The 24,730-nt window shown below is 54.7% G+C and carries 23 protein-coding genes; 9 read left to right on the top strand and 14 right to left on the bottom strand.

Annotated features, from left to right (window positions below; genetic code table 11):
• Nucleotides 1-65: 65 nt before the first annotated feature.
• The 7 genes from IAI47_RS15090 to proB all read right to left on the bottom strand — a co-directional run bounded on the left by IAI47_RS15090 (nt 66) and on the right by proB (nt 5,531).
• The gene (locus IAI47_RS15090; protein ID WP_008924849.1) at nt 66-359 is read right to left on the bottom strand and encodes a hypothetical protein; all 294 of its coding nucleotides are present in this window, start codon (nt 357-359) and stop codon (nt 66-68) included.
• Nucleotides 356-703: a hypothetical protein gene (locus IAI47_RS15095; protein ID WP_008924848.1), complete on the bottom strand. Its 348-nt coding sequence runs from the start codon at nt 701-703 to the stop codon at nt 356-358. The genes IAI47_RS15090 and IAI47_RS15095 overlap by 4 nt, the downstream gene beginning before the upstream one ends.
• Entirely contained in the window at nt 700-1,167 is a 468-nt protein-coding gene (locus tag IAI47_RS15100; protein WP_003854415.1) for a glycoside hydrolase family protein, read from the bottom strand. The genes IAI47_RS15095 and IAI47_RS15100 overlap by 4 nt, the downstream gene beginning before the upstream one ends.
• A 203-nt stretch (nt 1,168-1,370) precedes the next feature.
• The gene (locus tag IAI47_RS15105) at nt 1,371-1,649 is read right to left on the bottom strand and encodes a hypothetical protein (RefSeq protein ID WP_008924847.1); all 279 of its coding nucleotides are present in this window, start codon (nt 1,647-1,649) and stop codon (nt 1,371-1,373) included.
• A gap of 422 nt (nt 1,650-2,071) precedes the next feature.
• A complete protein-coding gene (locus tag IAI47_RS15110) occupies nt 2,072-2,803 on the bottom strand; it encodes a S24 family peptidase (RefSeq protein WP_008924846.1) in 732 nt (243 codons plus the stop codon).
• 360 nt (nt 2,804-3,163) lie between these two features.
• Nucleotides 3,164-4,417, bottom strand: a complete 1,254-nt coding sequence (proA, locus tag IAI47_RS15115) for a glutamate-5-semialdehyde dehydrogenase (RefSeq protein ID WP_008924845.1) — start codon at nt 4,415-4,417, stop codon at nt 3,164-3,166.
• Between the two features lie 10 nt (nt 4,418-4,427).
• Nucleotides 4,428-5,531 (bottom strand): glutamate 5-kinase, encoded by a 1,104-nt coding sequence (proB, locus tag IAI47_RS15120; RefSeq protein WP_008924844.1) that lies wholly within the window; start codon nt 5,529-5,531, stop codon nt 4,428-4,430.
• Nucleotides 5,532-5,769: 238 nt separating this feature from the next.
• On the opposite strand from proB, the gene ompC reads away from it, so the two are divergent.
• Entirely contained in the window at nt 5,770-6,882 is a 1,113-nt protein-coding gene (ompC, locus tag IAI47_RS15125; RefSeq protein WP_008924843.1) for a porin OmpC, read from the top strand.
• 259 nt (nt 6,883-7,141) lie between these two features.
• Here the strand turns inward: ompC and crl are convergent, their stop codons facing one another.
• The 3 genes from crl to gpt all read right to left on the bottom strand — a co-directional run bounded on the left by crl (nt 7,142) and on the right by gpt (nt 9,521).
• Nucleotides 7,142-7,543: a sigma factor-binding protein Crl gene (gene crl, locus IAI47_RS15130; RefSeq protein ID WP_003851176.1), complete on the bottom strand. Its 402-nt coding sequence runs from the start codon at nt 7,541-7,543 to the stop codon at nt 7,142-7,144.
• A gap of 156 nt (nt 7,544-7,699) precedes the next feature.
• Nucleotides 7,700-8,947 (bottom strand): esterase FrsA, encoded by a 1,248-nt coding sequence (gene frsA / locus IAI47_RS15135; RefSeq protein ID WP_008924842.1) that lies wholly within the window; start codon nt 8,945-8,947, stop codon nt 7,700-7,702.
• A gap of 115 nt (nt 8,948-9,062) precedes the next feature.
• A complete protein-coding gene (gpt, locus tag IAI47_RS15140; protein WP_003851171.1) occupies nt 9,063-9,521 on the bottom strand; it encodes a xanthine phosphoribosyltransferase in 459 nt (152 codons plus the stop codon).
• Nucleotides 9,522-9,774: 253 nt separating this feature from the next.
• Here gpt and pepD point away from each other — a divergent pair, with 253 nt between their 5' ends.
• The 6 genes from pepD to IAI47_RS15170 all read left to right on the top strand — a co-directional run bounded on the left by pepD (nt 9,775) and on the right by IAI47_RS15170 (nt 16,989).
• Nucleotides 9,775-11,232: a beta-Ala-His dipeptidase gene (gene pepD, locus IAI47_RS15145; RefSeq protein ID WP_003851169.1), complete on the top strand. Its 1,458-nt coding sequence runs from the start codon at nt 9,775-9,777 to the stop codon at nt 11,230-11,232.
• Nucleotides 11,233-11,503: 271 nt separating this feature from the next.
• On the top strand, nt 11,504-12,346 hold the full coding sequence (locus tag IAI47_RS15150) for a YPO3983 family protein (protein ID WP_008924841.1): 843 nt from the start codon (nt 11,504-11,506) through the stop codon (nt 12,344-12,346).
• 1 nt (nt 12,347) lies between these two features.
• A complete protein-coding gene (locus IAI47_RS15155; RefSeq protein ID WP_003851165.1) occupies nt 12,348-12,797 on the top strand; it encodes a DUF943 family protein in 450 nt (149 codons plus the stop codon).
• Between the two features lie 595 nt (nt 12,798-13,392).
• Entirely contained in the window at nt 13,393-14,898 is a 1,506-nt protein-coding gene (locus IAI47_RS15160) for a sugar ABC transporter ATP-binding protein (protein ID WP_008924839.1), read from the top strand.
• Complete coding sequence (locus IAI47_RS15165) at nt 14,895-15,896, top strand: ABC transporter permease (RefSeq protein ID WP_008924838.1); 1,002 nt, start codon at nt 14,895-14,897, stop codon at nt 15,894-15,896. Before IAI47_RS15160 ends, IAI47_RS15165 begins: the two co-directional genes overlap by 4 nt.
• Nucleotides 15,897-15,921: 25 nt before the next feature.
• Nucleotides 15,922-16,989 carry a sugar ABC transporter substrate-binding protein gene (locus tag IAI47_RS15170; protein WP_008924837.1) on the top strand — a complete coding sequence of 356 codons (1,068 nt, stop codon included), beginning with the start codon at nt 15,922-15,924 and terminating at the stop codon, nt 16,987-16,989.
• Nucleotides 16,990-17,025: 36 nt separating this feature from the next.
• Here IAI47_RS15170 and dinB read toward each other — a convergent pair whose 3' ends face one another.
• The gene (dinB, locus tag IAI47_RS15175) at nt 17,026-18,081 is read right to left on the bottom strand and encodes a DNA polymerase IV (protein ID WP_008924836.1); all 1,056 of its coding nucleotides are present in this window, start codon (nt 18,079-18,081) and stop codon (nt 17,026-17,028) included.
• A 244-nt stretch (nt 18,082-18,325) separates the two neighbouring features.
• Between dinB and dpaA the strand changes: the two genes are divergently transcribed.
• Nucleotides 18,326-19,072, top strand: coding sequence for a peptidoglycan meso-diaminopimelic acid protein amidase (gene dpaA / locus IAI47_RS15180; RefSeq protein WP_008924835.1), 747 nt, complete (start codon nt 18,326-18,328; stop codon nt 19,070-19,072).
• On the opposite strand, the gene IAI47_RS15185 is transcribed toward dpaA, so the two are convergent.
• Nucleotides 19,043-19,810, bottom strand: a complete 768-nt coding sequence (locus tag IAI47_RS15185; protein WP_003851154.1) for a class II glutamine amidotransferase — start codon at nt 19,808-19,810, stop codon at nt 19,043-19,045. The genes dpaA and IAI47_RS15185 overlap by 30 nt on opposite strands.
• Before the next feature lie 49 nt (nt 19,811-19,859).
• A complete protein-coding gene (lpcA, locus tag IAI47_RS15190) occupies nt 19,860-20,438 on the bottom strand; it encodes a D-sedoheptulose 7-phosphate isomerase (RefSeq protein WP_003851153.1) in 579 nt (192 codons plus the stop codon).
• A 253-nt stretch (nt 20,439-20,691) separates the two neighbouring features.
• Here lpcA and fadE point away from each other — a divergent pair, with 253 nt between their 5' ends.
• On the top strand, nt 20,692-23,142 hold the full coding sequence (fadE, locus tag IAI47_RS15195) for an acyl-CoA dehydrogenase FadE (protein WP_008924834.1): 2,451 nt from the start codon (nt 20,692-20,694) through the stop codon (nt 23,140-23,142).
• A gap of 383 nt (nt 23,143-23,525) precedes the next feature.
• Here the strand turns inward: fadE and mtnK are convergent, their stop codons facing one another.
• The gene (gene mtnK / locus IAI47_RS15200; RefSeq protein ID WP_187961149.1) at nt 23,526-24,725 is read right to left on the bottom strand and encodes an S-methyl-5-thioribose kinase; all 1,200 of its coding nucleotides are present in this window, start codon (nt 24,723-24,725) and stop codon (nt 23,526-23,528) included.
• Between the last annotated feature and the right edge of the window lie 5 nt (nt 24,726-24,730).

The following is a 24,730-nucleotide window of genomic DNA, read 5'->3' on the forward strand; positions in this document are numbered from 1 at the left end:
CGTCATCGCCGTAGGTATAAAGAGGGGAAAAAAGTACGCAGGCAGAGTCGGTAATCGCTACCGGCTCAGGGTTTGTGGTATTTCGACTGCTGCAGCTTGTCACGAGCAGCAGCGTCATCAAGGCTATGGTTGTCGGTCGCCACACGGTTAGCCTCCTCGCGGTTGTATTGTTGCTGTTGCGCCACCGCGCTAACGCGGGACGCCTCCTGTTGCGCGTTATCGACGTCAGAACGTGCTTTTTGCTGCACTTTGCCGATTTTTTTGCCGCCGAAATAACTGGCGCCCAGCGCCGCAATCACGCCAGCGAGTGCGGCCAGCCAGTGCCAGCTGCCGCCCAGTAAGGTGGTAATGAGAGTCATGGTTTCGCTCCTCCCGCCTGCTCCTTCGCGGTGAGCAGGTTTTTCTGACGAACAAACTGGGCAATTACTCCCATCGCCACCATGAATGCGCCTACCAGCCCCAGGTAGTTGTGGGGCAGAATCGATTTCACGTCCTCCGGCAGCACGTTCCAGGCATCAACGGCGGCAGAGGGAAATGACTGCGCCCAGGCGCTGAGCATGGAACCCAACGACGCAAGCCAGACAGACCAGGTTTTGAAGAGCAGGCGGGCATGAGAGACAAACTGCAGGGTGGTAAAGCGCTGCAGCAGCAGCAGAATGATGATTGCCGTCAGCACGGCAATGAGAAACATGAGCCATCTCATAGCAGCCCCCTGTAAATCGCATAGGTGCCGGTGCGCATCATCTCCGCATGACGCCGGGCCCGGCCCGGCGTCTGACGCGCCCAGAGGCTGTTCATCATCGCGTCAGCCGCATCACTAAACTGTTCAGCGATGATGGAGGTGAGCATGTTTTTGAACTGCAGGACGCCCTCCACGCCCAGTTGATACGTCATGCTCAGCAACACATCGGTACGAGCGTCATTGCACTTTGTCAGCGCATCGCGCAGCAGCTCCCTGCCCTGCATCTCCTGAACTTTGTTTTCCAGAATGCACTGCTTCCAGACATCACCGACGCGCCGTGGCACGCGGAAAGTGTAATTACTGAGCGACGCCCCTTTTGGCCCAATGCGTATGCCGCCCGCCACCGTGGGGAAACCCAGCGTGTCGAGATAAGGTGTGTCGACATATCCCTCTTCAAAATTCAGTACTGCGATGATCTGGCTCATACGGACTCCTCAATGACGAATTAAGGCCTTCAGCCTTGTGAAAATAAATACATAACGCCCGCTGATCATTAACAAGCCCGGCACAGCAAAATGCCTTGCTGAAGCTGCAGCAAAACTAAACAGTAATTCAGCAGATTGCGCCCAATGAGAGCTGGAGATAACAAAGCCTTAGCCGGAACGAAAAACGGCGCGCGCTTCGTGCTTCAGCTCACGGCGTAGAGATGAACATGCGGAAGACAGCAATTGTCGAAACTGGGTGTTTCCTGACTGGCCACGCGGGGTGTTGTGATTGCGCGATCAACGCGCGGGGCGACCTGACGCTGGCAGATTTGCTCTGCGCGCCTCAGGGTTGGTGGTTCAGCTGGAAAGTTCAGTGCCTGATCGATGCTCTGTTGCAGGCTGCTGAGAGGCTGGCGCCGCCGATGGCGACGCGTACGTGCGTTGCCAGTGAAAACGCTTTTGCCATAGTGAATAATCGCCATAACTCCTCCTGTGAATGAGTATTTGGCGATGGGGTGGCAGGCGCGAGCTTTCGGGAAACCGAAGGGACCCGAATGTCGTATATCGCGGTCGCACGCTCACCGCCCGGCTGCGTAAGCAGCCAGGTGGAAAGTAAGCGAGGGGAAATAAACGGCATCTGACGACGCTGCATTTGCGCATCCACCCCATCCCAAAGTTCACTGACTTTTGGGTGGTATGATTCGCGCTTGTGCAGCGCCTGAATTGTTTAAGAGCGGGTCATCCCTGAAAAGAACGTCTTCGTTCATCCATGTCCAAATTATTAACAGGTTCTTATGCTTTATCAAACACTGTTGGTTAATTTTTTATTTACCGCTGGTTAAATTTATGAATTTATGCCGATTATTTTTTTGCAGCTCTCCGGAGAAAAGCGGCAGAAACGGCTTTAGCCGAGAATTTGATAGTGTCGCGCCTGGCTCATAATCACTTTTGCGAGCACCTTCAGGCTGGTGACCTCATCACGATTGAGATACCACGTTTCATAGCGTTTATTATCTGATATCACTGCAATTTTTTTATGCTGCAGCTGCAGGCGTTTGAGGTAGAGCTGCTCGTCGAGGGTAAAAATATAGATACCATCGCCGTCAAACATCCGCACGCTGATATCCACAAACAGCTGATCGCGCGGTGCAAAGGTGTCAGCCATAGAATCACTGTTGATAGCGATCAACCGAATGTTTTCCGCCGGACGGCCGTTGAACAGAACCCGTGCCTCATCCAGACCATATTCAATCGCCTGGATAGTCTCGACAAACTCATCGCGCGCGGGCAGGCCCGCAGCACTGCGCTGACCAATGTCGAGGCTATCAATACGAAACACACTCTTTTGGCCAGTGAGTGTACTCATCGCTACAGGTTCAGTGGATTGCTCCATGCCGTACTGGAGCCACTCTACCCTGACGCCCAGCAATTGACTGAGTGCCAGTAAATTGCCGCCATCAGGCACTGACTGCGCGTTAAACCACTTCCACACGCCTGGCGTTGAAATTTTACAGCCTTGCTGCTGCAGAGCTCTGGCAACCTGTTTGTTTCGTCCATGTCCGACAATGCCGGCACTCTCACAGGCCGCTATCAGCCTGGCGGTGAAAGCTTGTCTTGTACTTTCTTTTTTAACCATTAGTTAATAATCAGCCATAGAAGAGATACTGGATGTTATTTTCGTTATTGCTACCAGTTCATTTTATATTACCGCTCGTTTACTACCTAACCGCTTTATCAAGCATTGCTAACTATCATTATCCGCTTCAGCCTGCGGCTAAACAAAAAATATTGCCTCAGGCCGCTTGCAGCCCCGGCTTTCAGGAATGTTCCGTAAGAAATTGCGTGAATATCAGGCAGCATAATTGCCAGGGATGACGAGAACAGAACAGAAAATGATCTGATGCGCAGAAAATCCTATCTTTCACTGGTCCGAAAAATCGGGATAAAAAAAACGGGAGCCTTTGAAAGACTCCCGCTTTGTTAAAAATTATCGTCGTTATGGGCGGAGCGTATCGTCTCCCCACGCTATCCATTTATAGGTGGTCAGCGCCTCTAACCCCATGGGGCCACGGGCATGCAATTTCTGTGTACTGACCGCCACTTCCGCGCCCAGGCCAAATTGACCCCCATCGGTGAAGCGGGTGCTGGCGTTGACATAAACCGCTGACGAGTCGACCTGACGAACAAAACGCGCGGCATTACGCGTATTACGGGTGAGGATAGCATCTGAGTGCTGTGTGCCGTGCGTACGAATGTGATCGATCGCCTCATCCATATCCGCCACCAATTTAACGTTAAGATCCAGCGACAGCCACTCGTCATTGTATTGCTGAGGATTCACGGGTTTCACCGGGGCGGGGCCATGCTGAAGTTGTGCCAGCACGTTGCTGTCAGCATGCAGCGCGATTCCTTCCTGCGCCATTCGCGCGCTGAAAGCTGGCAGAAAACGTTCGGCCATCGCCTGGTCCACCAGCAGCGTTTCCAGTGAGTTACAGGCGCTGGGACGCTGTTTCTTGGCGTTGACGATCACATCAAGTGCCGGTTCAATCTCCATCGTCTCATCAATGTAGATATGGCAGACGCCAATGCCGCCTGTAATCACCGGAATGGTGGAGTTCTCGCGACACAGTTTATGCAGCCCGGCTCCGCCGCGCGGGATCAGCATGTCGACGTAGCGATCCAGCTTCAGCAGCTGATTCACCAGCTCGCGGTCAGGATTTTCAATCGCCTGGACAATGGCTACCGGTAAACCGTGCTGCTTCAGCGCGTTCTGAATGACCCGAACGGTGGCCGCATTGGTGCGCCAGGTCTCTTTGCCGCCACGCAGAATAGCGGCGTTGCCGGTTTTCAGGCACAGACTGGCGACGTCAACCGTCACATTAGGGCGCGCCTCATAAATCACCGCAACGACGCCCAGCGGCACGCGACGGCGTTCAATGCGCAGCCCGCTGTCGAGCTGACCACCGTCGATTAACTGCCCTACCGGATCGGCAAGCTGACAAACCTGGCGCACATCGCTGGCGATGCTGCTGAGGCGTTGCGGATTAAGCGTCAGTCGATCTAATAACGCGGCGCTCATGCCGTTCTGACGCGCATCGGCTAAATCCAGCTCGTTAGCCGCCAGAATGTCAGCGCTCTCGGCTTCCAACCGGTCAGCAATGGTCATCAGAACATCGTTCTTTTCTGCCGTTGACAGATCGGCCACGGTATACGCTGCGGCACGCGCCGCTTTTCCCATCTCTTCAAGCATTGTCCGCTCCTTAACTGACGATCATGTCGTCGCGGTGAACCGCCACAGGGCCATATTCATATCCCAGGATCTCGCTGATCTGCTGACTGTGATGACCGGCGATCATTCGCATCGCGTCGCTGTTGTAGCGTGAAACGCCGTGAGCGATATCCCGGCCCTGCAGGCTGCGAATGCGGATCACTTCACCGCGAGAGAAATTCCCCTGGATCGCCCGGATCCCTTTCGGCAGCAGCGAACTGCCACGTTCGATAATGGCTGCCAGTGCACCGTCATCGACGGTGATCTCACCCGCCGGTGGCGCACCGAAAATCCAGCGTTTACGGTTTTCCAGTGGCGATTGCTGCGCATGGAAGCGCGTACCGACCGGCTTACCATCAATCACATCGCTGATCACGCCGCTGCGGCTGCCCGAGGCGATGATCACATCGATACCGGCACGACAGGCAACATCCGCCGCCTGAAGCTTAGTCGACATGCCGCCAGTGCCGAGCCCGGAAACACTGTCGCCCGCCAGGGCGCGCAACGCATCATCAATGATATGCACATCACTGATCAGCTCAGCCTCAGGATTGTTACGGGGATCGGCGGTAAAAAGCCCCTGCTGATCGGTCAGGAGCAGCAGCTTGTCGGCGCCGCCGAGCATCGCCGCCAGCGCAGAGAGATTGTCGTTGTCGCCCACTTTGATTTCAGCGGTGGCAACAGCATCGTTCTCATTGATCACCGGCACAATATGGTTATCCAGCAGCGCACGCAGCGTGTCGCGGGCGTTCAGAAAGCGTTCGCGATCTTCCATGTCGGCACGGGTCAACAGCATCTGACCAATATGAATACCGTAGATAGAAAATAACTGTTCCCACAGCTGAATCAGACGACTCTGCCCCACCGCAGCCAGCAGCTGCTTTGAGGCGATGGTCGGTGGCAGTTCGGGGTAGCCCAGATGTTCGCGTCCGGCGGCCATTGCGCCAGAAGTCACGATCACAATGCGGTGGCCTGCGGCGTGCTGCTGCGCACACTGACGAACCAGTTCCACCATGTGCGCCCTGTTCAACCGGCGAGATCCGCCGGTGAGAACGCTGGTACCCAACTTGACCACTAAGGTCTGACTGCCACTCATATTTCCTGCCGTAGAGAAAAATTTTTACGAAAGGACGTTTTAACAGGAGTCGATAAGGAAGCCAACAGCCAGCGGGGGAAAAGCACGAAATTACGCGGACAAGGAGGTAGACCAAAAGTTCATGGTTAACAAGAAATCATGAAAAGTGTCATAAAAAGTTCATCACTGACGGGTAAAAAGTCCGTGTTTTACAAAAACTTTCATTTTTTTACGGTGTTCACATTGGGATTGATAGCAAATGAAGAAAAGCACACTGGCCATGCTCCTCTCCACGCTGACGCTGGCTTCTGCCGCGCAGGCTGCCGAAATCTATAACAAAGATGGCAACAAACTGGATTTGTACGGCAAAGTTAAAGCTGAGCACTACATCAGCGATAATGCCAGCCAGGATGGAGACAAGTCCTATACCCGTATCGGCTTTAAGGGTCAGACACAGATTAACGACCTGATGACCGGTTATGGTCAGTGGGAATATCAGTACAACGTTAACAACTCCGAAGGCAGTGACGCCAACAATGGCAACAAAACCCGCCTCGGGTTTGCTGGTCTGAAATTCTCTCAGTACGGTTCGGTAGATTATGGCCGTAACTACGGTGTGCTGTATGACGTTGAAGCCTGGACTGACGTATTCCCGGAATTCGGCGGTGACGGTACAGCCCGCTCTGATAACTTTATGACACAGCGCGCCACCGGTGTTGCGACTTATCGTAACAATAACTTCTTTGGTCTGGTCGATGGCCTGAAATTTGCGCTGCAGTACCAGGGCAAAAATGACGCGTCCAGCACCAACACCCGTACTGATATTAACCGTCAGAATGGCGACGGCTACGGTGCGTCTCTCGGCTATGCTCTGGGTGATTCTGGTGTGAGCCTGATGAGTGCCATCACCTCATCTGACCGCACCAACCAGCAACAGGCGCGCGCTTATGGCGGCGGTGACCGTGCGGATTCCTGGGGCGCAGGCGTGAAGTATGATGCTAACAGTGTCTACCTGGCCGCAATCTACACCGATACCCGTAATATGACGCCAATCAGCGGTACCAACCGTGCCACCGGCGCAGCGGTTGCGGGCGCAGCCAACAAAGCGCAGAACATCGAACTGGTGGCGCAGTATCAGTTTGATTTCGGCCTGCGTCCGTCTATCGGGTATGTACAGACCAAAGGCAAAGATATCGAAAACGGTATCGGCGATGCGGATCTGGTGAAATATATCGATGTGGGCGCGACCTACTACTTCAACAAAAATATGTCCGCCTTCGTTGATTACAAAATCAACCAACTGCCTGACGACAATGCGCTGTCGCTTAACAACGACGACATTGTGGCGATGGGTGTGACTTACCAGTTCTGATTTCAGGCTCGCAAACCGGGCAGATTTGGAGCTGGCAGCAACGCATAAATTCAACACGCAGGGAACACGGTCAGAAGAGGAAAGCGTCCCGCGCCAGGACGGCGCGGGCCGAGCGTGCCATGGATGGCGGCTTTTGCGTCTTTCCGATCTGACCGTGTTCTCTGAGAAGGCTCGATCCAACAGCGGGTCAGACTTCAACAAAAATGGCGAGTTTTTAAACTCGCCATTTTTTTCGTCTTTATTTCACTACACTACCCTATCAGGCGCTCAGCTTCACCGGTTTCTCATCAAAATCGCTGGCTGGGATCAGATCCAGCTCGAACTCTTTCAGCATCGCTTTAAGACGGGTATGGAAATTCCGTAAGGTCTCTTCCACGCGCGCCGTGTTCTCTTTCCCTTTGATGGTTGCCACCGACCAGTCACCCTCTTTATCGAACAGACCGATATGGTAGACATAGGTAAAGTGGTCAGCCTGTGCTTCCAGCTCCATCCACCAGCCCCAGAACTCTCGCAATTCCGGTGCCGGTTTCACATTGACGCAGGCAGCCAGGCAGTCGAAGAAGAAACGGGTTTCGCCACATTTCCCATCGCGAATATAAGGCCCAAGCTCCGTAAAGCGCTTAAGCAGGCGACTGCGGGGATGACCACTTGGTAACGTCATGCTGATTCTCCATAGGTTTTGACCGCTATACAGCCTTGATTTCCGGACGGCCAGCACGACGCTACACCGCATGGGCCCGATGACGTCATATTTCACTTAGCGGCAGCCCGGAAGAATTCCGCTACTAGTTGTAGCAAATACTGTAAATTTTGCCAGTCACCTTTTTAAACGCTTCTCCAGCCAGTCACAAATTTCATTCAGCGCCTTATCAAAACTGGCCATCACCGGCTTCACCGGAATTCGCAACGCTTTGCCGTCTGAGGAAGAGTTTGCGATAAGCCTGCTCTCCTCTTCCGGGCTGAAGAGATCGTTTTGCCAGTAGCCCGACAGCATCGGCGTGGGCGTCCGGCGGCCCAGTAATCCCTGGGTTTTAAGCGAATAGCGGTTGAGTTCAGTGCGCAGCGCACTGTCGGAGGCGGTGGCCATACCCAGCCGGCTCGCCAGCATATCCATATACATATCCGGGATCGCATCCTGCAACGCCGTCTGGGTCAGCAGAGCATGCACAATCGGGCCCAGACAGGCGACCCCACGCAACCGCTGCGATTCCAGATAGGCCAGCCGCACGGCCACGTTAGCGCCAAAGCGATAACCGAATGCCGCCACGCGGGTATGGTCGACCCAGGGCACATTGACTAGATCGCGCAGCACCTGCTGATGCAGAAAACTGGTGTCCTGATTCAGCGTCCATTTCACCGAGTTGCCCACTGACGGCACATCAATTGTCAGCATAGCAATGCCACGCGGGGCAAGGTAATCATGGAACAGGCGATAGTGATCGCTCTGTAACGAGTCGAGTGCGCCGCAAAACAGTACGGTGGGATAAGGCGCTTCAACATCCGGCGGCATATGCAGAAAGCCGCTGACCGGACTGCCGCCCGGAATAGCAAACGTCAGGATTTTCAGTTCGCCAGGCAACCGCTGAGTCGCCTCTTCATAGGCACGATTGGCCAGCGTCTGTGCCTGGTCAGCCAGTTCATCGCCTTTTATATAGGGATAAGCCGCAACGCTATAAAGATGGGCCGCATGTAGCCAGTCGTCGCCCGCCTCGCTGTCGTCGGATGCCTCCAGCGCTTTCTGCTGCCAGATGCCCGCCTGCTTAGACCATTCGAAATGCCAGTTGCCGCCGCGAAAACCAATCACGGTGTCGAGCAGCGTCTCATCAGTATGTTCAGCGTTGCTGATGGCAATACGTGCCAGCACTTCACTGATCTCCTGCGGCGTCAGGCCTCGCCATGTCCACATCAGCTTATTCAGCATGCGATACCAGCCGCGCTGGCTGTCACCCTCCAGGGCAGAGTGGACATTCGGGGTAGCGTGATGTTGGCGGCGAACCAGGGAAGAGGTTTCAGGATGTTTAAAGCGCGGCTTGAATAGCTCCTCGCTGAGATTTTTGCTCGACATACTCACTTCTCCTGCAACAGAACGGCGATGGCTAAGTGTACTGTACGGCAATTCGGGGTGCGAGGCTCAGAATGCACAACGCCCGGAAAACCGGGCGTTGTCTGATGTATATCAATCAGTTTTTTACAATCGGCGGGATATAAACGACACCCATATCCCACGGCTGCTCGATCCAGGTATCCTGCGGAATATCGACGATGTAATCATCAACCAGTGAACGACCGGCGGGTTTAGCGAAAATGGTGCAGAAACGCGCTTTCGGATACATTTCGCGAATCGCCTGCGCGGTGCCGCCCGTATCGACCAGGTCGTCGATTACGATAAAGCCTTCACCGTCGCCTTCTGCGCGCTTCAGGACTTTCATTTCACGCTGATGATCGTGGTCATAGCTGGAGATGCAGACGGTATCAACGTAGCGGATACCCAGTTCACGTGCCAGCAGCGAAGCCGGTACCAGACCGCCGCGGCTCACCGCGATAATGCCTGTCCACTGTTCAACAGGGAGCAGACGCTGGGCCAGTTTGCGGGCATGAATCTGAAGCATGTCCCAGGTAACGACGTATTTTTCGCTCATAAATAGAAATCCCAGCCAACCGAGGTGGCGTAAAAATGTGCAACGGGGAAAAGGTTGCGCGAGATTATAAGGAGTTGACGCACTAAAAACCAGCACCCGTGCGCCGGTTGCGGCTTTTTAGCGCGTCTGAGAGCGCACCCGGTAAAAAACAGTGATATTCTCAGGACTGGCTCGTCAGATTCTCTGACGGCGATTTTTCACTGGAAACTCGCGATGTCCGGCCTCGCCGGTACACTGACACAGGAGACCTGTCGTGTCTGAATTGTCTCAACTCTCTCCACAGCCGCTGTGGGATATTTTCGCTAAGATCTGCTCTATTCCCCATCCCTCTTTTCACGAAGAAGCGCTGGCGAACTACATCACTGGCTGGGCTAAAGAGCAGGGCTTCTGGTGTGAGCGCGATCAGGTCGGCAACATCCTGATTCGTAAGCCCGCCACTGCAGGCATGGAAAACCGTACTCCGGTCGCGCTGCAGGCGCATCTGGATATGGTGCCGCAGAAAAATAACGACACCGTTCATGACTTCACCAAAGATCCTATTCAGCCGTGGATTGATGGCGAGTGGGTGAAAGCGCGCGGCACCACGCTGGGCGCCGACAACGGCATCGGCATGGCTTCTGCGCTGGCGGTACTGGCTGATAACAGCCTGACGCATGGTCCGCTGGAAGTGCTGCTGACCATGACCGAAGAGACCGGCATGGATGGCGCTTTCGGTCTGCAACCCAACTGGCTGCAGGCTGAGATCCTGATCAACACCGACTCTGAAGAGGAAGGTGAAATCTATATGGGTTGCGCAGGCGGTATCGATTTCGTCTCCACCCTGCCGCTGACCCGTGAAGCCGTGCCTGCTGAGTTCCAGACTCTGAAGCTGACGCTGAAAGGGCTGCGTGGCGGTCACTCCGGTGCCGATATTCATATGGGTCTGGGCAACGCTAACAAACTGCTGGCGCGTTTCCTGGCGGCCCACGCGGCTGAACTGGATCTGCGTCTGCTGGCGTTCAGCGGCGGTACGCTGCGTAATGCAATTCCGCGTGAAGCCTTCGCTACCGTCGCGGTAGAAAGCCACAAAGCAGATGCGCTGAAATCAGCGGCAGCGCAGTTCCTGAGCGCCATCAAAAACGAGCACGGCATCAAAGAGCCGAACATTGCACTGGTCACCGAGCCGCTGGCGCATCAGGGCGATGCCCTGAGCACTGACAGCCGCGATCGCTTCCTGAACCTGCTGAACAGCACGCCAAACGGCGTGATCCGCAATTCAGACGTGGCGAAAGGCGTGGTCGAAACCTCACTGAATATCGGTGTAGTAACGATGGAAGCCGATCACGCAGAGATTAACTGCCTGATTCGTTCGCTGATCGACACCGGCCGTGATTATGTGGTGCAGATGCTGACCTCGCTGGGCCAGCTGGCCGGCGCGCAGACGAAAGCGAAAGGCGGCTACCCAGGCTGGCAGCCGGATGCAGACTCCGCCATCATGGCGCTGACCCGTCAGACCTACATCGCGCTGTTTGATAAAACCCCTAACATTCAGGTGATTCACGCCGGTCTGGAGTGTGGTCTGTTCAAAAAGCCGTATCCGGACATGGATATGGTCTCGATTGGGCCAACCATCACCGGGCCGCATTCGCCGGATGAGCAGGTTCACATCGAAAGCGTGGGTCTTTACTGGAAACTGCTGACCACCCTGCTGAATGTGGTGCCAGAAAAGTAATTCTGTCACAAAAAAAGTCAACCAGGCTCCGGCCTGACGCCGGTTACTTAAGTGACCGGCACTTTTTTATTCATAGCGTTTTAACATCTTTACGTCCACTGCATTATCCTCTACATCTGGTTTGCCGGGATTCTCATATAGAAATAAATTTCATGACCAATCCGGTAAATTATTACGGTAATGTGATACAAGTCTTATGCATCCCTTATTACCAGAGTATTATATTTCCCGTGAAAATATAAATACTCAATAATACAAGGAATGTATCATAATGGGCGCATTACAGTTTCCCTGCACAATATTTACCACCCGGAAAAAGATGGACGACTACAGTGCTGATGATATGCGCTGCGGCGATCTGACTGAGGCACAATTAAAATCCCAATACCGGCTGGATTACATTTCTGATCGGGTTGATCCCTGGACCCTGACTCTGCGTTCCTCACTGGATCGTCCTCAATCCCTGTTCTGCTGTAATCTGCGTGGCCAGGGTCGAACGATTTCCCGCCAGCAGTGTGCTGAAATGCTATTTGATGAATTTCGATCGTTATCCCGTAAATTTTCCCTGAGCGGGCCATACAGTCACCTGATCGAAAAAATGATCACGCATATGCAGAACAATAGCGGTAAGACCTTCCGTGATATGGCGTTGGATCAGGCTTTGAAAGAACATATTATCAGGGATAAAAGTGAAAACAGCACTCGCTTATTGCTGGAGAAACATCTTAAAAAAGAAATGGATTGGAAGAATAGGATCTATCCATTGACAAAAAAAGAATTACGGGAAGTCATTCTAAGGGGAAGACTACCAAAATTTGACAGGTTACAGGATAATTATAACGGCATGGGGATTACCGTTCATGATATCTCGGCAGCGCATATCACCATAAAATCACTGCATATTGATAATAACCATTATCGGGCAACGGTGCATTATAAAGTACAGGATCACTTTGGTCTCGACAGTGCTGATATAGTAAAAACAAAATTCAGCCAGTTTCATTTTTTCCGTATCTGGTTTGTTCTTCAAAGATACAATAAGTTTGGTTTTAAACCTTTCATGACGAATATGGAAACTACTATAGAAATCATAGGTAATCTCAATGAAAAATAGAATGAAAATTCTTATTTTACTGACGATTTGTGGCTTCATGCTGGCTGGTTACTTTCTATGGGCCGAACGCCGTCCTGTTGAAATCGTCAACGTTCATGGAACCGGAAATTTCAGTGACATTTTAGTAAAAAATTTTCCGATTACTGATCGTGGAAAAATTAACTGGTGGTTAAAAAATAAAGACGCCCTGAAACGACAATATGACATTCCTAAACCGGCCTCCTACGGTAATTATACGGTAAGCATCTGGTTGTTTGGAGAAGGGTACAAAGAAGATGATAAATATGACCGCCTCTGTTTTTCTGACATGAAGCCCCCCATGAATTGCATTGAAAAGGACAGGGTTTTTATAATCAGTTACAGCAAAAACAGTGGCATTACATTTACTGTCGATGATGGAGAATACAGCCTGGAAGATGACGGTAAAATAACAAAGCTAGAAAGTCATTAACTGTCCTGACAGGATAGTGGGCAGCTATTAAATCGGCTATTAGCCAGTTATCACTTCAACTTTAAAATAGTCATGAACAATATAGCCAGGAGTCTTAATAATATCGGAAGCTATAATGAAGAGCATTATTACAAAAGACGAGCCTACTGCTTGCTGTTGCAGGGGTATCGATGGCTGGCTATTTTTTGGTTAGCCTCACATCCGCCTGAGATCATTGCTATTCATAAAGGTAGTAGCGGCTTCAGTGCTGTTTTAGTAAAAAATTTTCCTTTTCCCATTTTGTCATCTCCCAGCTCCCGTTACCATCGCGGGCTCCGGGATAGACGCTGAGCTGGCATCTGACTCTTAAGTACCTTCTACCCGGCTCTAACCTGTTTTTATAGCAGCGAATTTTTCTCAGCATAATTCGCTGCTTTTTCCACCCTTTCCCCCGCTATTCCGCCACGTTCCCGCGCTTCTCTGGTCACAGCCGCCATTATGTCCAGATGTCTGGATGGCTAATAAGATTTCGTGCTAGCTTATGCGCTTTCGGCTGTTGCCGCGCCTGAAGGTTCAGGAAAAAATGCGGCCAGTGTTTCTTCAGGAGAATCATCACATGCCAGGGGTAAACTGCCTTGAGATGCGTAATATCTCCATCGCTTTTGGCGGTTTTTCCGCGCTATCGTCGGTGGATTTCCGCAGTGAGGGCCATTCGGTGCATGCGCTGACCGGCGCTAACGGCGCGGGCAAGTCTACGCTGATGGCGATCCTTTCCGGCGCGCACAGTCACTACAGCGGCGAGATCCTGCTGGATGGGGAGCCGGTTTCTATCCGCACCCCGCGTGACGCGAAACAGCTGGGTATCCATCTGGTTCAGCAGGAAGTGGATGTCGCCCTGGTACCGCAGCTCAGCGTGGCGGAAAACATTCTGCTGGATCGGCTGGCAGAGCCAGGCCACCGCTATCGCTGGGGCGAGATTCGCCGTCAGGCCCGGGCCTTACTGGCTCAGCTCGACGTGGCGCTGGACGTTAACCGGCTGGTTGAGCGCTGCACTCTGGCGGAAAAGCAGCAAATACTGCTGGCGCGGGCGCTGTCGCATCACTGCCGCTTCCTGATTCTCGACGAACCCACTGCCCCGCTGGATCAGCACGAAAGCGAGCGGCTATTTGCCGTGGTGCGTCGTCTTAAAGCAAGCGGTATCGGCGTGGTGTTTATCTCTCACCGTATCCATGAACTCAAAGCGATCTGCGACCAGCTGACGGTGCTGCGTGATGGCCGGTTAATCGAAACCGGCCCGATGGCGGCGCTGAGCGGCGAACAGATCGTGGAGAAGATGCTGGGCCATCAGCTGACCGATATCTTTCCGGCCCGCCGCGAACAACAGGCACAGCCACTGCTGCTGGCGGTGGAAGGATTGCACGATGAGCAGCTGCTGCAGGATATCTCGCTGCGGCTGCATAAAGGTGAAATTCTGGGGATTGCCGGACTGGCCGGTGCCGGCAAAACCGAGCTCTGCAAAGCGCTGTTTGGTGCCAGCAAAAGCCGCGTCAGTGGCGGTGAACTGCACGGTCAGCCGTGGCGGCCCCGTTCGCCGCACGACTCGGTCAGTCGTCGTATGGCGCTGGTGCCGGAAGAGCGTCGCAAAGAGGGGATCTTTATTGATGAATCCGTCGCAATGAACCTCAGCGTCAGCGCCGACGACAGCTTTTCGCACTGGAGCCTGTTTGGTCATCGCCAGGCGTGGCGCTGGGCAGAGCAGGTTATACGGCAGTTGCAGGTGCGCACCACCGGTCCGGCACAGACACTGCGACGTCTCTCCGGCGGCAACCAGCAAAAGGTGGCCATTGGCAAATGGCTGCGCAACAACGCGGATGTGCTGATCTTCGATGAGCCGACCAAAGGCGTGGACATTAAAGCCAAAACCGAGCTGTTCACCCTGATCGATAACCTGGCGCGCGAAGGGAAAGGCATTATTTACGCGTCGGGTGAATTTTCTGAACTGGTCGGTTTATGCGACCGGATTTGCGTGCTCTGGGATGGACGCATCGTGGCCGAGCTGGCTGCACGCGACGTCACTGAAGAGACGCTTTTGCTCTATTCCACCGGAGGAACCCCTGCGTGAGCAGCAAAGAAACCAGCCTGAACCTGACACCCTCGCCATGGCGTCACCAGTTGTTCGACTTTCTCTACAAATGGGGCATGTTGCTCACGGTGGTAATCCTGATTGCCGCCTTTGGCCTGGCCTCCGACAGCTTCCTTGAACCCAATAACATCATCAATATTCTGCGATCGATTGCCATTGTTACGGTGATTGCAATTGGCGTGTCGATATCACTGACCGTGGGCGGCTTTGATCTGTCGGTCGGCTCGACCGCCTCACTGGCGAATGCGTTAGTGATTTCACTGTTTGTCTGGTACGGCTTCGGCACCCCCACCGCGATCCTGATAACCCTGGCGCTTTGCACGCTGGTCGGTCTGTTTAACGCCTTCCTGATTGTGATCCTGCGTATCCCCGACATGCTGGCGACGCTGGCAACGCTGTTTGTGATTCAGGGTGTGGCGATGACCTACAGCTTTGGCGGATCCATCACTGAAAACATGGTGCTGCCGAGCGGTGATATGGCGGAAGGCACTATTCCGGCGACATTTGGCCTGCTCGGCCAGGTGCCAACCATTGTCATCATCATGCTGGTGGTGACCGTCGCCGCGCAGCTGGCGCTGTCTCTGACCAAACATGGTCGCCGGATGTACGCGCTGGGCGGCAATCCAGAGGCAGCGCGCCTCTCCGGCATCCGCACTACACGCTATCGGGTGCTGGCTTATGTAATCGCCTCACTGCTGGCCGGCCTGGGCGGCATCCTGCTCGCCTCGCGTATCGGTTCATCGCAGGTTAACGCCGGAAGCGGCTACCTGATGGACGCCGTCGCGGCGGCATGGATCGGCTTCTCGCTGGCCGGCTCCGGCAAGCCCAATGCGCTGGGCACGCTGGTCGGCGCGGTGATTCTGGGCGTGCTGCAGAACGGTCTGGTGATGCTCTCTGTTCCCTACTACGCGATGGACATTATTAAAGGGCTGGTGCTGGCTTTAGCACTGGCGATCACCTATATCCAGCGCCGCTGAGGCGCGTTTACCGGAGTTGATAACAATGCAAAAAATAACACTCTCGCTGCTGGCCCTGAGCCTGCTGAACGCCAGCGCTGCCTTCGCGGAGACCGTCACGCCGGTGCCTGCGGCTATCGCCAGCCATGATGGCCCGATCCGTATTGCGGTGATCCGCAACCTTGGCTCTGATGACAACACCACCCAGTTTGTGGCCGGTGCCATTCAGCAGGGTCGCCAGCTGGGCTTTAAAGTCAGCACCTTCCTGAGCAACGGCGACGATGCGCGCTTCCAGGATTTCGTGAATCAGGCGATCAGCCAGAAATATGACGGCATCGTGCTGTCGCACGGTAAAGCGCCCTACGCCAGCGGCCTGGTGAAGCGCATTGCCGACGCGGGCATCAAGCTGTCAGTATTTGATACGCCGGTAGATAGTCCGATTCCGGGCGTCACCGTCACCGCGCAGGATGACGCTTCACTGGCGCAGCTGTCGCTGGGTCAGCTTATCCATGATTTCAACGGCAAGGCGAATATCGTCAAGCTGTGGGTTGCCGGTTTCCCGCCGATGGAACGCCGCCAGGTGGTGTATGAAAAGCTGCTGAAAGAGAATCCGGGCATTCATCAGCTGGAGTCGATTGGCGCAGTTTCAACGGACGTACAGGGCGACACCGCCAACAAAATTGGTGCGATTCTGGCGAAATACCCGAAAGGCAAAATCGACGCAATCTGGGGTGCCTGGGATGCCTTCAGCCAGGGCGCTTACAAAGCGCTGCAGGAGAATGGCCGGACCGAGATCAAGCTCTACAGTATTGATGTCTCGAATCAGGATTTGCAGCTGATGCGTGAGAAGAACAGCCCGTGGGTGCAGACGGTGGCGGTCGACCCTAAAACCATTGGCGCGGTGAATATGCGGCTGGTGGCGAAGAAGATTGCCGGTGAAGAGACGCCTGCGACTTACCAGTTTAAAGCGGCATCGATCTCTCAGCAGCAGCTCGGCAGCCAGCCTGGTGCGGTGAACGTCGCGTCGCTGAACAAGATCATTCCGGGCTGGGGCAGCAATGAGGATTTCGTCGCGCCGTGGTTTGCCACCCTTGAGGCGAAATATAAGAAGTAATCCGGCGTCAGCCTTGCCGAACGGTGAGGCTGACCGTTACAGACCCAGCAGAAGTTGACGCTCAAGCTGGGGATCGACCATGGTGACATGCAGTCCCACCAGCCGCACGCCGCGCCCGGCACGACGCTCATCCCAGGTTTTCCGGGCGATGGCAATCATGTCTTCTTTATTCAGTACCGGCCAGATATGCTCCTGGGTCGTCTGCTGAAAATCACTGAACTTGAGTTTAACGCCCTGACGCGCCACCTGCCTGTCGGGTCGGATCTGCGTCAGCCGGCGATCCAGCTCGGCATAGAGAAAATCGATTATCTCCAGGCAGGCATCCCAGTCGCTGATATCTTCTGCCAGCGTGCGTTCCACCCCCAGCGATTTACGCTCGCGCTCCACAATGACGCTGCGGTCATCAATGCCATTGCTGCGCTCCCACAGCACCCGGCCAAACTTACCAAAGCGCTTTAACAGTAGCGCCAGATCGGCCTTCTGCACGTCACCGCAGGTCACCAGCCCCATCTCCTCCAGCTTTTTGGCCGAGACTTTGCCAACACCGGGGATCTTCGCCAGCGGCAGCGTCAGCAAAAAACCGGCCATCTCCGGCGGCGTAATCACGAACTGCCCATCGGGCTTATTCAGGTCAGAGGCAATCTTTGCCAGAAACTTAATCGGCGCGATGCCCGCTGAAGCGGTCAGCCCGGTTTCACGGTAGATGGTGGCGCGGATCGCCTGCGCCATCAGTGTGGCAGAGCCGTGACAGTGCGGGCTGTCGGTGACATCCAGATAGGCTTCATCCAGGGAGAGCGGTTCAATCAGCGGGGTGTAGCGGGTAAAGATGTCGCGAATTTGTGCGGAGGCTTCTTTGTAGGCATCGAAACGTCCTGGCAACAAACGGAGATGCGGGCATAGCTTGAGGGCCATGCCAGTTGGCATCGCGCTGCGCACGCCATATTTGCGGGCCGGATAGTTGGCGGTGCTGATGACGCCACGACGTTCACGGCTGCCACCAATCGCGATCGGGATGTCGCGCAGCTGGGGATTATCACGCATCTCCACCGCGGCATAGAAGCAGTCCATATCGACATGAATGATTTTACGCATACCCCCTCCGGCACTGGATAAGTATACAGTTGGCAGGGGTAACTGCAATATTTGCCGCGCCCACAATTAAAGTTTACAAATTTGTGGCCGAATATCCTTCAGTAAATCGCGAATCTGGCTGCCAGCGTCTTGCTAAAAAAACAGACAATGTTTAATGTTGCGCTGCGATAGCGGACAGTTCCGATAATGCAAACAGAGACGCACAATTTGCGTCATGTTCTATTCACCTTAAGGTATACACAGCATGGGCAAAATCGCACTCCTGTTTGCGATGATTTTACTGCCAGCCCTCAGCATGGCAATGACACCCGAACCCGTCCAGACAGCGGCTCCGGTCAGCAAAGAATTAAAGAAACAGTTACTGGGCACCCCGGTCTATATCCAGATTTTCAAGGAAGAACGCACCCTCGAACTCTACGGCAAAATCGGTAATGAATATCGCCTGCTGGATACCTACCGCATCTGTAACTTTTCTGGCGGCCTCGGCCCGAAACGCCGTGAAGGCGATTTCAAAAGCCCGGAAGGTTTTTACAACGTGAAGCTGAATCAGCTGAAGCCGGATAGCCGTTTTTATCGCGCGATCAACATTGGCTTCCCGAATCAGTTCGATCGTAATCAGGGCTACAGCGGCAACTACCTGATGATTCATGGCGACTGTAAGTCAATTGGCTGCTATGCCATGACGAACGCCTATATGGATGAGATTTTTACTTATGTGAACGCGGCGCTGCGTAATGGCCAGCAGGATGTCAGCATCAGCATCTATCCGTTCCGCATGACTGACAGCAACATGCAGCGTCACCGCTACTCCAGCGATGCCAGTTTCTGGCAGCAGCTCCAGCCCGGATACGCTTATTTTGCTAAATATCACCAGCCGCCGACGGTCAACGTCGCCAGCGGTAAATATGTGATGAACAGCAGCCCGGCACCGGTTTTAGCCAGTCCCGAAGCGGCCTCCCGTTCATTCCTGGCGCTCTCCAAGGCAGAATAACGCCCATTCACCTGGCGCAATCCGCTGCCAGGTTTCATTGGCCGTCAGTGGCTGCGTAGCAATCACCGTCACCACGTCATGCGGCGTGGTGTGCTGCTGAAAATCAACCTCCACATCCTGATCCAGTAACTGCGCCCGGCCAAAGGGTGCACGACGGGTGATCCAGAAGAGGTTGGTGGAGCAAAAGGCCATCAGATATCGCCCGTCTGACAGCAGCATGTTAAACACGCCCTTCTGCCGCAGCGTGCCAGCCAGCTCCCCGATAAAACGAAACACCGCAGGCCAGTTGCCCGGCGTGCGTGGATAGCGCGTCGCCAGCTGATGCAGGATCCAGCAAAACGCCTTCTCGCTGTCCGTTTCGCCTACCGGCCGGAATGTGCCGGTCTCCAGTTGCCGATACCCCTTGAGCTGTCCGTTGTGCGCATAGGTCCAGTGACGGCCCCACAGCTCACGGGTAAACGGATGGGTGTTTTCCAGCGACACCTGACCACGATTCGCCTGGCGGATATGCGCCACCACCGAATGTGATTTTATCGGGTATTCCTGCACCAGACGCGCAATCGGTGAGTTAAAGCTCGGCAGCGGATCTTTAAACGTACGGCAGCCTTTATCTTCGTAAAAGGTAATGCCCCAGCCATCTTTGTGAGGCCCGGTCCCACCGCCACGCTGAACCAGTCCGGTAAAGCTGAAACAGATATCCGTGGGAACATTGGCGCTCATCCCGAGCAATTCGCACATAGCTACCGCCTCTGATTAAGTGGCCTCCGCCTGTGGGAGGCCAGCGCTGTTACTTCACCATCTCTTTTTCGATCAGCAGCATCAGGATGTGGATCACTTTAATGTGGATCTCCTGAATGCGATCGGCATAACCAAAGTGCGGCACCCGGATTTCAATGTCGGCACTGCCTGCCATCTTACCGCCATCTTTACCGGTCAGGGTGATCACTTTCATTCCCTGCGCACGGGCAGCTTCAATCGCTTTAATGATATTGGCAGAGTTACCGGAGGTTGAGAGGCCCAGCAGCACATCGCCCGGACGCCCTACTGCTTCTATGTAGCGCGAAAAGACATAGTCATAACCAAAATCATTACTGACGCAGGAGAGGTGGCTGACGTCAGAGATGGCAATCGCCGGATAGCCAGGACGATTTTCACGGTAGCGACCGGTCAGCTCTTCGGCGAAGTGCATCGCATCGCAATGTGAACCGCCGTTACCGCACGAAAGTACCTTTCCGCCAGCCTTAAAGCTGTCAGCCAGCAGTACCGCAGCACGCTGGATCGCATGGATATTGGCATCGTCGCTGAGGAATTTATTCAGCGTATCAGCAGCTTCATTGAGCTCAGAGCGGATGATGTCCTGGTACATAGGGATGTCCTTTTTTAGGAGAGGTTAATCGCAGCAAGTTTAACGGAATGGCCGGTCAGCGCAAAGCGTCATGCCACGTCGGTCCGGACTCTAACGCGGAATATTGTTGCCGAAGGTGCTGCAAAAATGGGCTAAAACAGGTTTTTGTGAGGCAGGTTGTAATTGCGATGTAAACAAATTGATAAATGCTCTCAACTGCTCTAAACCTCTCTGTATAACAGGTCAGACCTCTTACTACTTGGAGCGGTTCATTATGATGGTTGTTTCGATACTTGCCACGGTGGCGCTGATTGGCGCCCTGTTCTACCACCGCCTGTCGTTACGGCTCAGCAGCGCCATTCTGTTGCTGTGGACTGCGGCGATGGCTGTTGCGCATCTCTGGACGCCATGGCTGCTGCTGCCACTGGCGATCATTCTGCTGCCGTTTAACCTGCCGTCGCTGCGCCGCAGCCTCTTTTCAACGCCGATCTTTCAGCGCTTCCAGAAAGTAATGCCGCCGATGTCGCGCACCGAGAAAGAGGCCATCGATGCGGGTACCACCTGGTGGGAAGGCGATCTGTTCCAGGGCAAACCGGACTGGCAGAAGCTGCACAACTATCCTCAGCCACGCCTGACTGCCGAGGAGCAGGCCTTTCTTGATGGCCCGGTCGAAGAAGCGTGCCGCATGGCCAACGATTTCCAGATCACCCATGAGCTGGCCGATATGCCGCCGGAACTCTGGGCATATCTGAAAGAGCATCGTTTCTTCGCGATGATCATTAAAAAAGAGTATGGCGGCCTCGATTTCTCTGCCTATGCACAAGCCTGTGTGCTGCAAAAGCTGTCGGGCGTCTCCGGGATTCTGGCGATTACTGTGGGTGTGCCTAACTCACTGGGTCCGGGCGAACTGCTGCAGCACTACGGCACCGAAGAGCAGAAAAATCATTACCTGCCCCGGCTGGCACGCGGCGATGAGATCCCCTGCTTTGCGCTGACCAGCCCGGAAGCAGGTTCAGATGCCGGCGCGATCCCCGATACTGGCGTCGTCTGCATGGGCGAATGGAAAGGTCAGCAGGTGCTGGGTATGCGCCTGACCTGGAACAAGCGCTACATTACACTGGCACCGATCGCCACCGTGCTGGGCCTGGCGTTTAAACTTTCCGACCCGGATCATCTGCTCAGCGACAATGAGAATCCAGGTATTACCTGTGCGCTGATTCCGACCAACACGCCCGGTGTGGAAATTGGCCATCGCCACTTCCCGCTTAACGTGCCTTTCCAGAACGGGCCGACACGCGGCAACGATATCTTTGTGCCGATTGACTATATTATCGGCGGTCCGGAAATGGCCGGCCAGGGCTGGCGGATGCTGGTGGAATGTCTGTCAGTGGGTCGCGGCATTACGCTGCCATCGAACTCAACCGGCAGCCTGAAAAGTGTGGCGCTGGCAACAGGTGCTTATGCCCATATCCGCCGCCAGTTCCGCGTCTCAATCGGTAAGATGGAAGGGATTGAAGAGCCGCTGGCACGCATTGCGGGTAATGCTTATGTGATGGATGCGGCCGCTACGCTGATCACAGCCGGCATTATGCAGGGTGAAAAACCGGCGGTGCTGTCGGCGATTGTGAAATATCACTGCACCCATCGCGGTCAGCGCGCCATTATCGACGCTATGGATATTGCCGGCGGTAAAGGCATTATGCTCGGGAACAGTAACTTCCTGGCCCGTGCCTATCAGGGTGCGCCGATCGCTATCACCGTGGAAGGCGCGAACATTCTGACGCGCAGCATGATTATCTTTGGTCAGGGTGCGATTCGCTGCCATCCTTATGTACTGCAGGAGATGGCGGCGGCAGCCAGCAACGATGTGAATGCGTTCGATCAGGCGCTGTTCAGCCATATCGGTCATGTGGGCAGCAGCACGATGCGCAGCCTGTGGCTGGGCTTAACTGCCGGACGCACCAGCGCCAGCCCGACCCGCGATGGCACCCGCCGTTATTACCAGCACCTGAACCGCATCAGTGCCAACCTGGCGTTGCTCTCTGATGTGTCGATGGCGGTGCTGGGTGGCAGCCTGAAACGTCGCGAGCGTATCTCGGCGCGTCTGGGCGATGTGTTGAGCCAGCTCTATCTGGCCTCCGCAACCCTGAAACGCTATGACGATGAAGGTCGTAACGAAGCCGATCTGCCGCTGGTTCACTGGGGCGTGCAGGATGCGCTGCATCAGGCAGAAGTGGCTATTGACGATCTGCTGCGTAACTTCCCGAACCGTCTGGTGGCGGGCGCCTTGCGGATGACGATTTTCGCTGGCGGTCATCACTGCCCTGCTCCGTCTGACCGTCTGGATCATCAGCTGGCAAAAATGCTGCAGCAGCCGTCAGCCACCCGCAGCCGACTGGGCCGCGGCATGTACCTGACGCCGAGTGAGCATAACCCTGCCGGTCAGCTGGAACAGGCGCTGCAGGATGTGATGGCGGCAGAAGGGATTCATGACAGGCTGTGCAAACAGACGAAGCAGCACCTCTCCTTTACCCGTCTGGACGCGCTGGCGAAGCGTGCGCTGGATCAGGGCTGGATTGATGCCAAAGAGGCGGAAGTGTTGCAGCGTGCCGAAGTCAGCCGTCTGCGTTCGATCAACGTCGATGAGTTTGAGCCGGAGGCACTGGCAGTACCGGTGCCCGAGAAAGCCCCTCAGCCTGCGTCACGCGCAAGTGAGGCGGCATAGGGTTAGCGTTGGCCTGCAGCATCGGCTCAGGGAGCATACGCCTTCCGTAAAGACGCAAAAACGCCATCCATGGCATGCTCAGCGCGGGCCATCCATGGCCCGCGATGCTTTATTCCAGGCATATGGTCCCATCGCTTGAAGTTCAGCGCTCTTCATCAGTAGGGCGGCACTATGCCAAATCAGGGGAAATCTGGCCGCAATAATTAAGCCCAAAGCGCAGGGAACAGGGTCAGAAGAGGAAAGCGTCCCGCGTCAGGACGACGCGGGACGAGCGAGCCAGGGATGGCTTTAGCAACTTTCCGATCTGTCCCTGTTACCGGCGCGGGCACACTCTTATAGCCAGCCTTTGATTTACCTGAAAGCCGACATCATGTCGGCTTTTTTTATCCTGCCTGACGGATGCGGGCAATCAGCGCATCCACATCTTCGACGTGATCGGCTGCCAGAATCAGCGTGCGACCCAGGTTAATCGCATTACGGATGCAGTCAGTGCGCATCGCCGGATCGGCAATCAGCTTCATATCCGCCACATGTGACATTCCCACCGTGCGGCGAATCAGCTCAGTGCCGCAGTAACCGATGGTATCAGCCCATACTTTACGCAGAAACGCTTCCGCATAGCCTGGATAAGCCAGCGCCTCATCGCGGGTTTTCTCTGCCGCCAGCGCCAGGAAGCCTGAAGCAAAGGTCGTCCAGAGGGTATGCACATCGCTGAGGCGCTGCTCGCGGGCATCGGCGGCCTCGCGCGGAGACAGCAGACCTGGCAGGCCGCAGTAGTTAATCAGCAGGTTGCCTGCCGCAGTACCAACATCAAAACCGATGGGACCAAAATAGCCAAATTCCGCATCAATCGCTTTCAGGCTGCCGTCAGCAACGAAAATCGAGCCGCTGTGAATATCCCCATGCAGCAGTGCTTCGGCGTGAGCAAAGAAACGATGCTTAAGACCGCCCACCGCGATGCGCAGGGCATCATCATTACGCAGGCTGGCGACCAGTGGTTCAAGCGCTTCAGGATAGCTGTTGCGCTCATGATTGGTGTAGGGATCGTTGAAGAAAAGATCTTCAGTGATTTCACACATTTCCGGATTGATGAAACGCGCCACTTCCGCTTTTTTCTGATGCGGATGCAGGATGAAATCGGACGTATGAAACAGGGTTTGCGCCAGATAGTTGCCTAACTGCTGAGCCGCTTCCGGGTAGTCAGCGCCTTTCACGAGCTCGCTACGCCAGATGCGATGGCTGGAGAGATCTTCCATCACCATCACCGCCAGCTCCGCCTCGTAATGGGTGATCTTCACCGTGTGCTGCGGACAATATTTGTAGTGCTCGACCAGCGTCTGCGCTTCCAGCCGCGCCCGATCCAGCGTCAGCGGCCAGGACTCCCCCACGCAGCGCACATAAGGCAGTGCCTGCTTGACGATAACGCGACTGATGCCCTGATCGTCATAAATCTTAAACACCAGGTTGAGGTTGCCATCACCAATCTCTTCTGCGCTGCTCAGCGCGGCAGGATTGTCCACGCCGCCAAATTGTCGGGCATATTCCACAGCATCAGCAGCAGTAAAGGTACGGTATTGCGACATTGCCT

This window comes from Pantoea sp. MT58 (genome assembly GCF_014495885.1).
GTDB lineage: Bacteria > Pseudomonadota > Gammaproteobacteria > Enterobacterales > Enterobacteriaceae > Pantoea > Pantoea eucalypti.

Excerpts from the sequence above, each read along its gene's own strand:
- IAI47_RS15170 (WP_008924837.1), top strand. The coding sequence starts at position 15,922 with ATGCAAAAAATAACACTCTCGCTGCTGGCCCTGAGCCTGCTGAACGCC.
- dpaA (WP_008924835.1), top strand. The coding sequence starts at position 18,326 with ATGGGCAAAATCGCACTCCTGTTTGCGATGATTTTACTGCCAGCCCTC.
- fadE (WP_008924834.1), top strand. The coding sequence starts at position 20,692 with ATGATGGTTGTTTCGATACTTGCCACGGTGGCGCTGATTGGCGCCCTG.
- IAI47_RS15095 (WP_008924848.1), bottom strand. The coding sequence starts at position 703 with ATGAGATGGCTCATGTTTCTCATTGCCGTGCTGACGGCAATCATCATT.
- IAI47_RS15090 (WP_008924849.1), bottom strand. The coding sequence starts at position 359 with ATGACTCTCATTACCACCTTACTGGGCGGCAGCTGGCACTGGCTGGCC.
- gpt (WP_003851171.1), bottom strand. The coding sequence starts at position 9,521 with ATGAGCGAAAAATACGTCGTTACCTGGGACATGCTTCAGATTCATGCC.
- IAI47_RS15110 (WP_008924846.1), bottom strand. The coding sequence starts at position 2,803 with ATGGTTAAAAAAGAAAGTACAAGACAAGCTTTCACCGCCAGGCTGATA.
- mtnK (WP_187961149.1), bottom strand. The coding sequence starts at position 24,725 with ATGTCGCAATACCGTACCTTTACTGCTGCTGATGCTGTGGAATATGCC.
- proA (WP_008924845.1), bottom strand. The coding sequence starts at position 4,417 with ATGCTTGAAGAGATGGGAAAAGCGGCGCGTGCCGCAGCGTATACCGTG.
- IAI47_RS15100 (WP_003854415.1), bottom strand. The coding sequence starts at position 1,167 with ATGAGCCAGATCATCGCAGTACTGAATTTTGAAGAGGGATATGTCGAC.
- crl (WP_003851176.1), bottom strand. The coding sequence starts at position 7,543 with ATGACGTTACCAAGTGGTCATCCCCGCAGTCGCCTGCTTAAGCGCTTT.
- IAI47_RS15160 (WP_008924839.1), top strand. The coding sequence starts at position 13,393 with ATGCCAGGGGTAAACTGCCTTGAGATGCGTAATATCTCCATCGCTTTT.
- ompC (WP_008924843.1), top strand. The coding sequence starts at position 5,770 with ATGAAGAAAAGCACACTGGCCATGCTCCTCTCCACGCTGACGCTGGCT.
- IAI47_RS15105 (WP_008924847.1), bottom strand. The coding sequence starts at position 1,649 with ATGGCGATTATTCACTATGGCAAAAGCGTTTTCACTGGCAACGCACGT.
- proB (WP_008924844.1), bottom strand. The coding sequence starts at position 5,531 with ATGAGTGGCAGTCAGACCTTAGTGGTCAAGTTGGGTACCAGCGTTCTC.
- IAI47_RS15150 (WP_008924841.1), top strand. The coding sequence starts at position 11,504 with ATGGGCGCATTACAGTTTCCCTGCACAATATTTACCACCCGGAAAAAG.
- dinB (WP_008924836.1), bottom strand. The coding sequence starts at position 18,081 with ATGCGTAAAATCATTCATGTCGATATGGACTGCTTCTATGCCGCGGTG.
- IAI47_RS15185 (WP_003851154.1), bottom strand. The coding sequence starts at position 19,810 with ATGTGCGAATTGCTCGGGATGAGCGCCAATGTTCCCACGGATATCTGT.
- frsA (WP_008924842.1), bottom strand. The coding sequence starts at position 8,947 with ATGTCGAGCAAAAATCTCAGCGAGGAGCTATTCAAGCCGCGCTTTAAA.
- lpcA (WP_003851153.1), bottom strand. The coding sequence starts at position 20,438 with ATGTACCAGGACATCATCCGCTCTGAGCTCAATGAAGCTGCTGATACG.
- IAI47_RS15155 (WP_003851165.1), top strand. The coding sequence starts at position 12,348 with ATGAAAATTCTTATTTTACTGACGATTTGTGGCTTCATGCTGGCTGGT.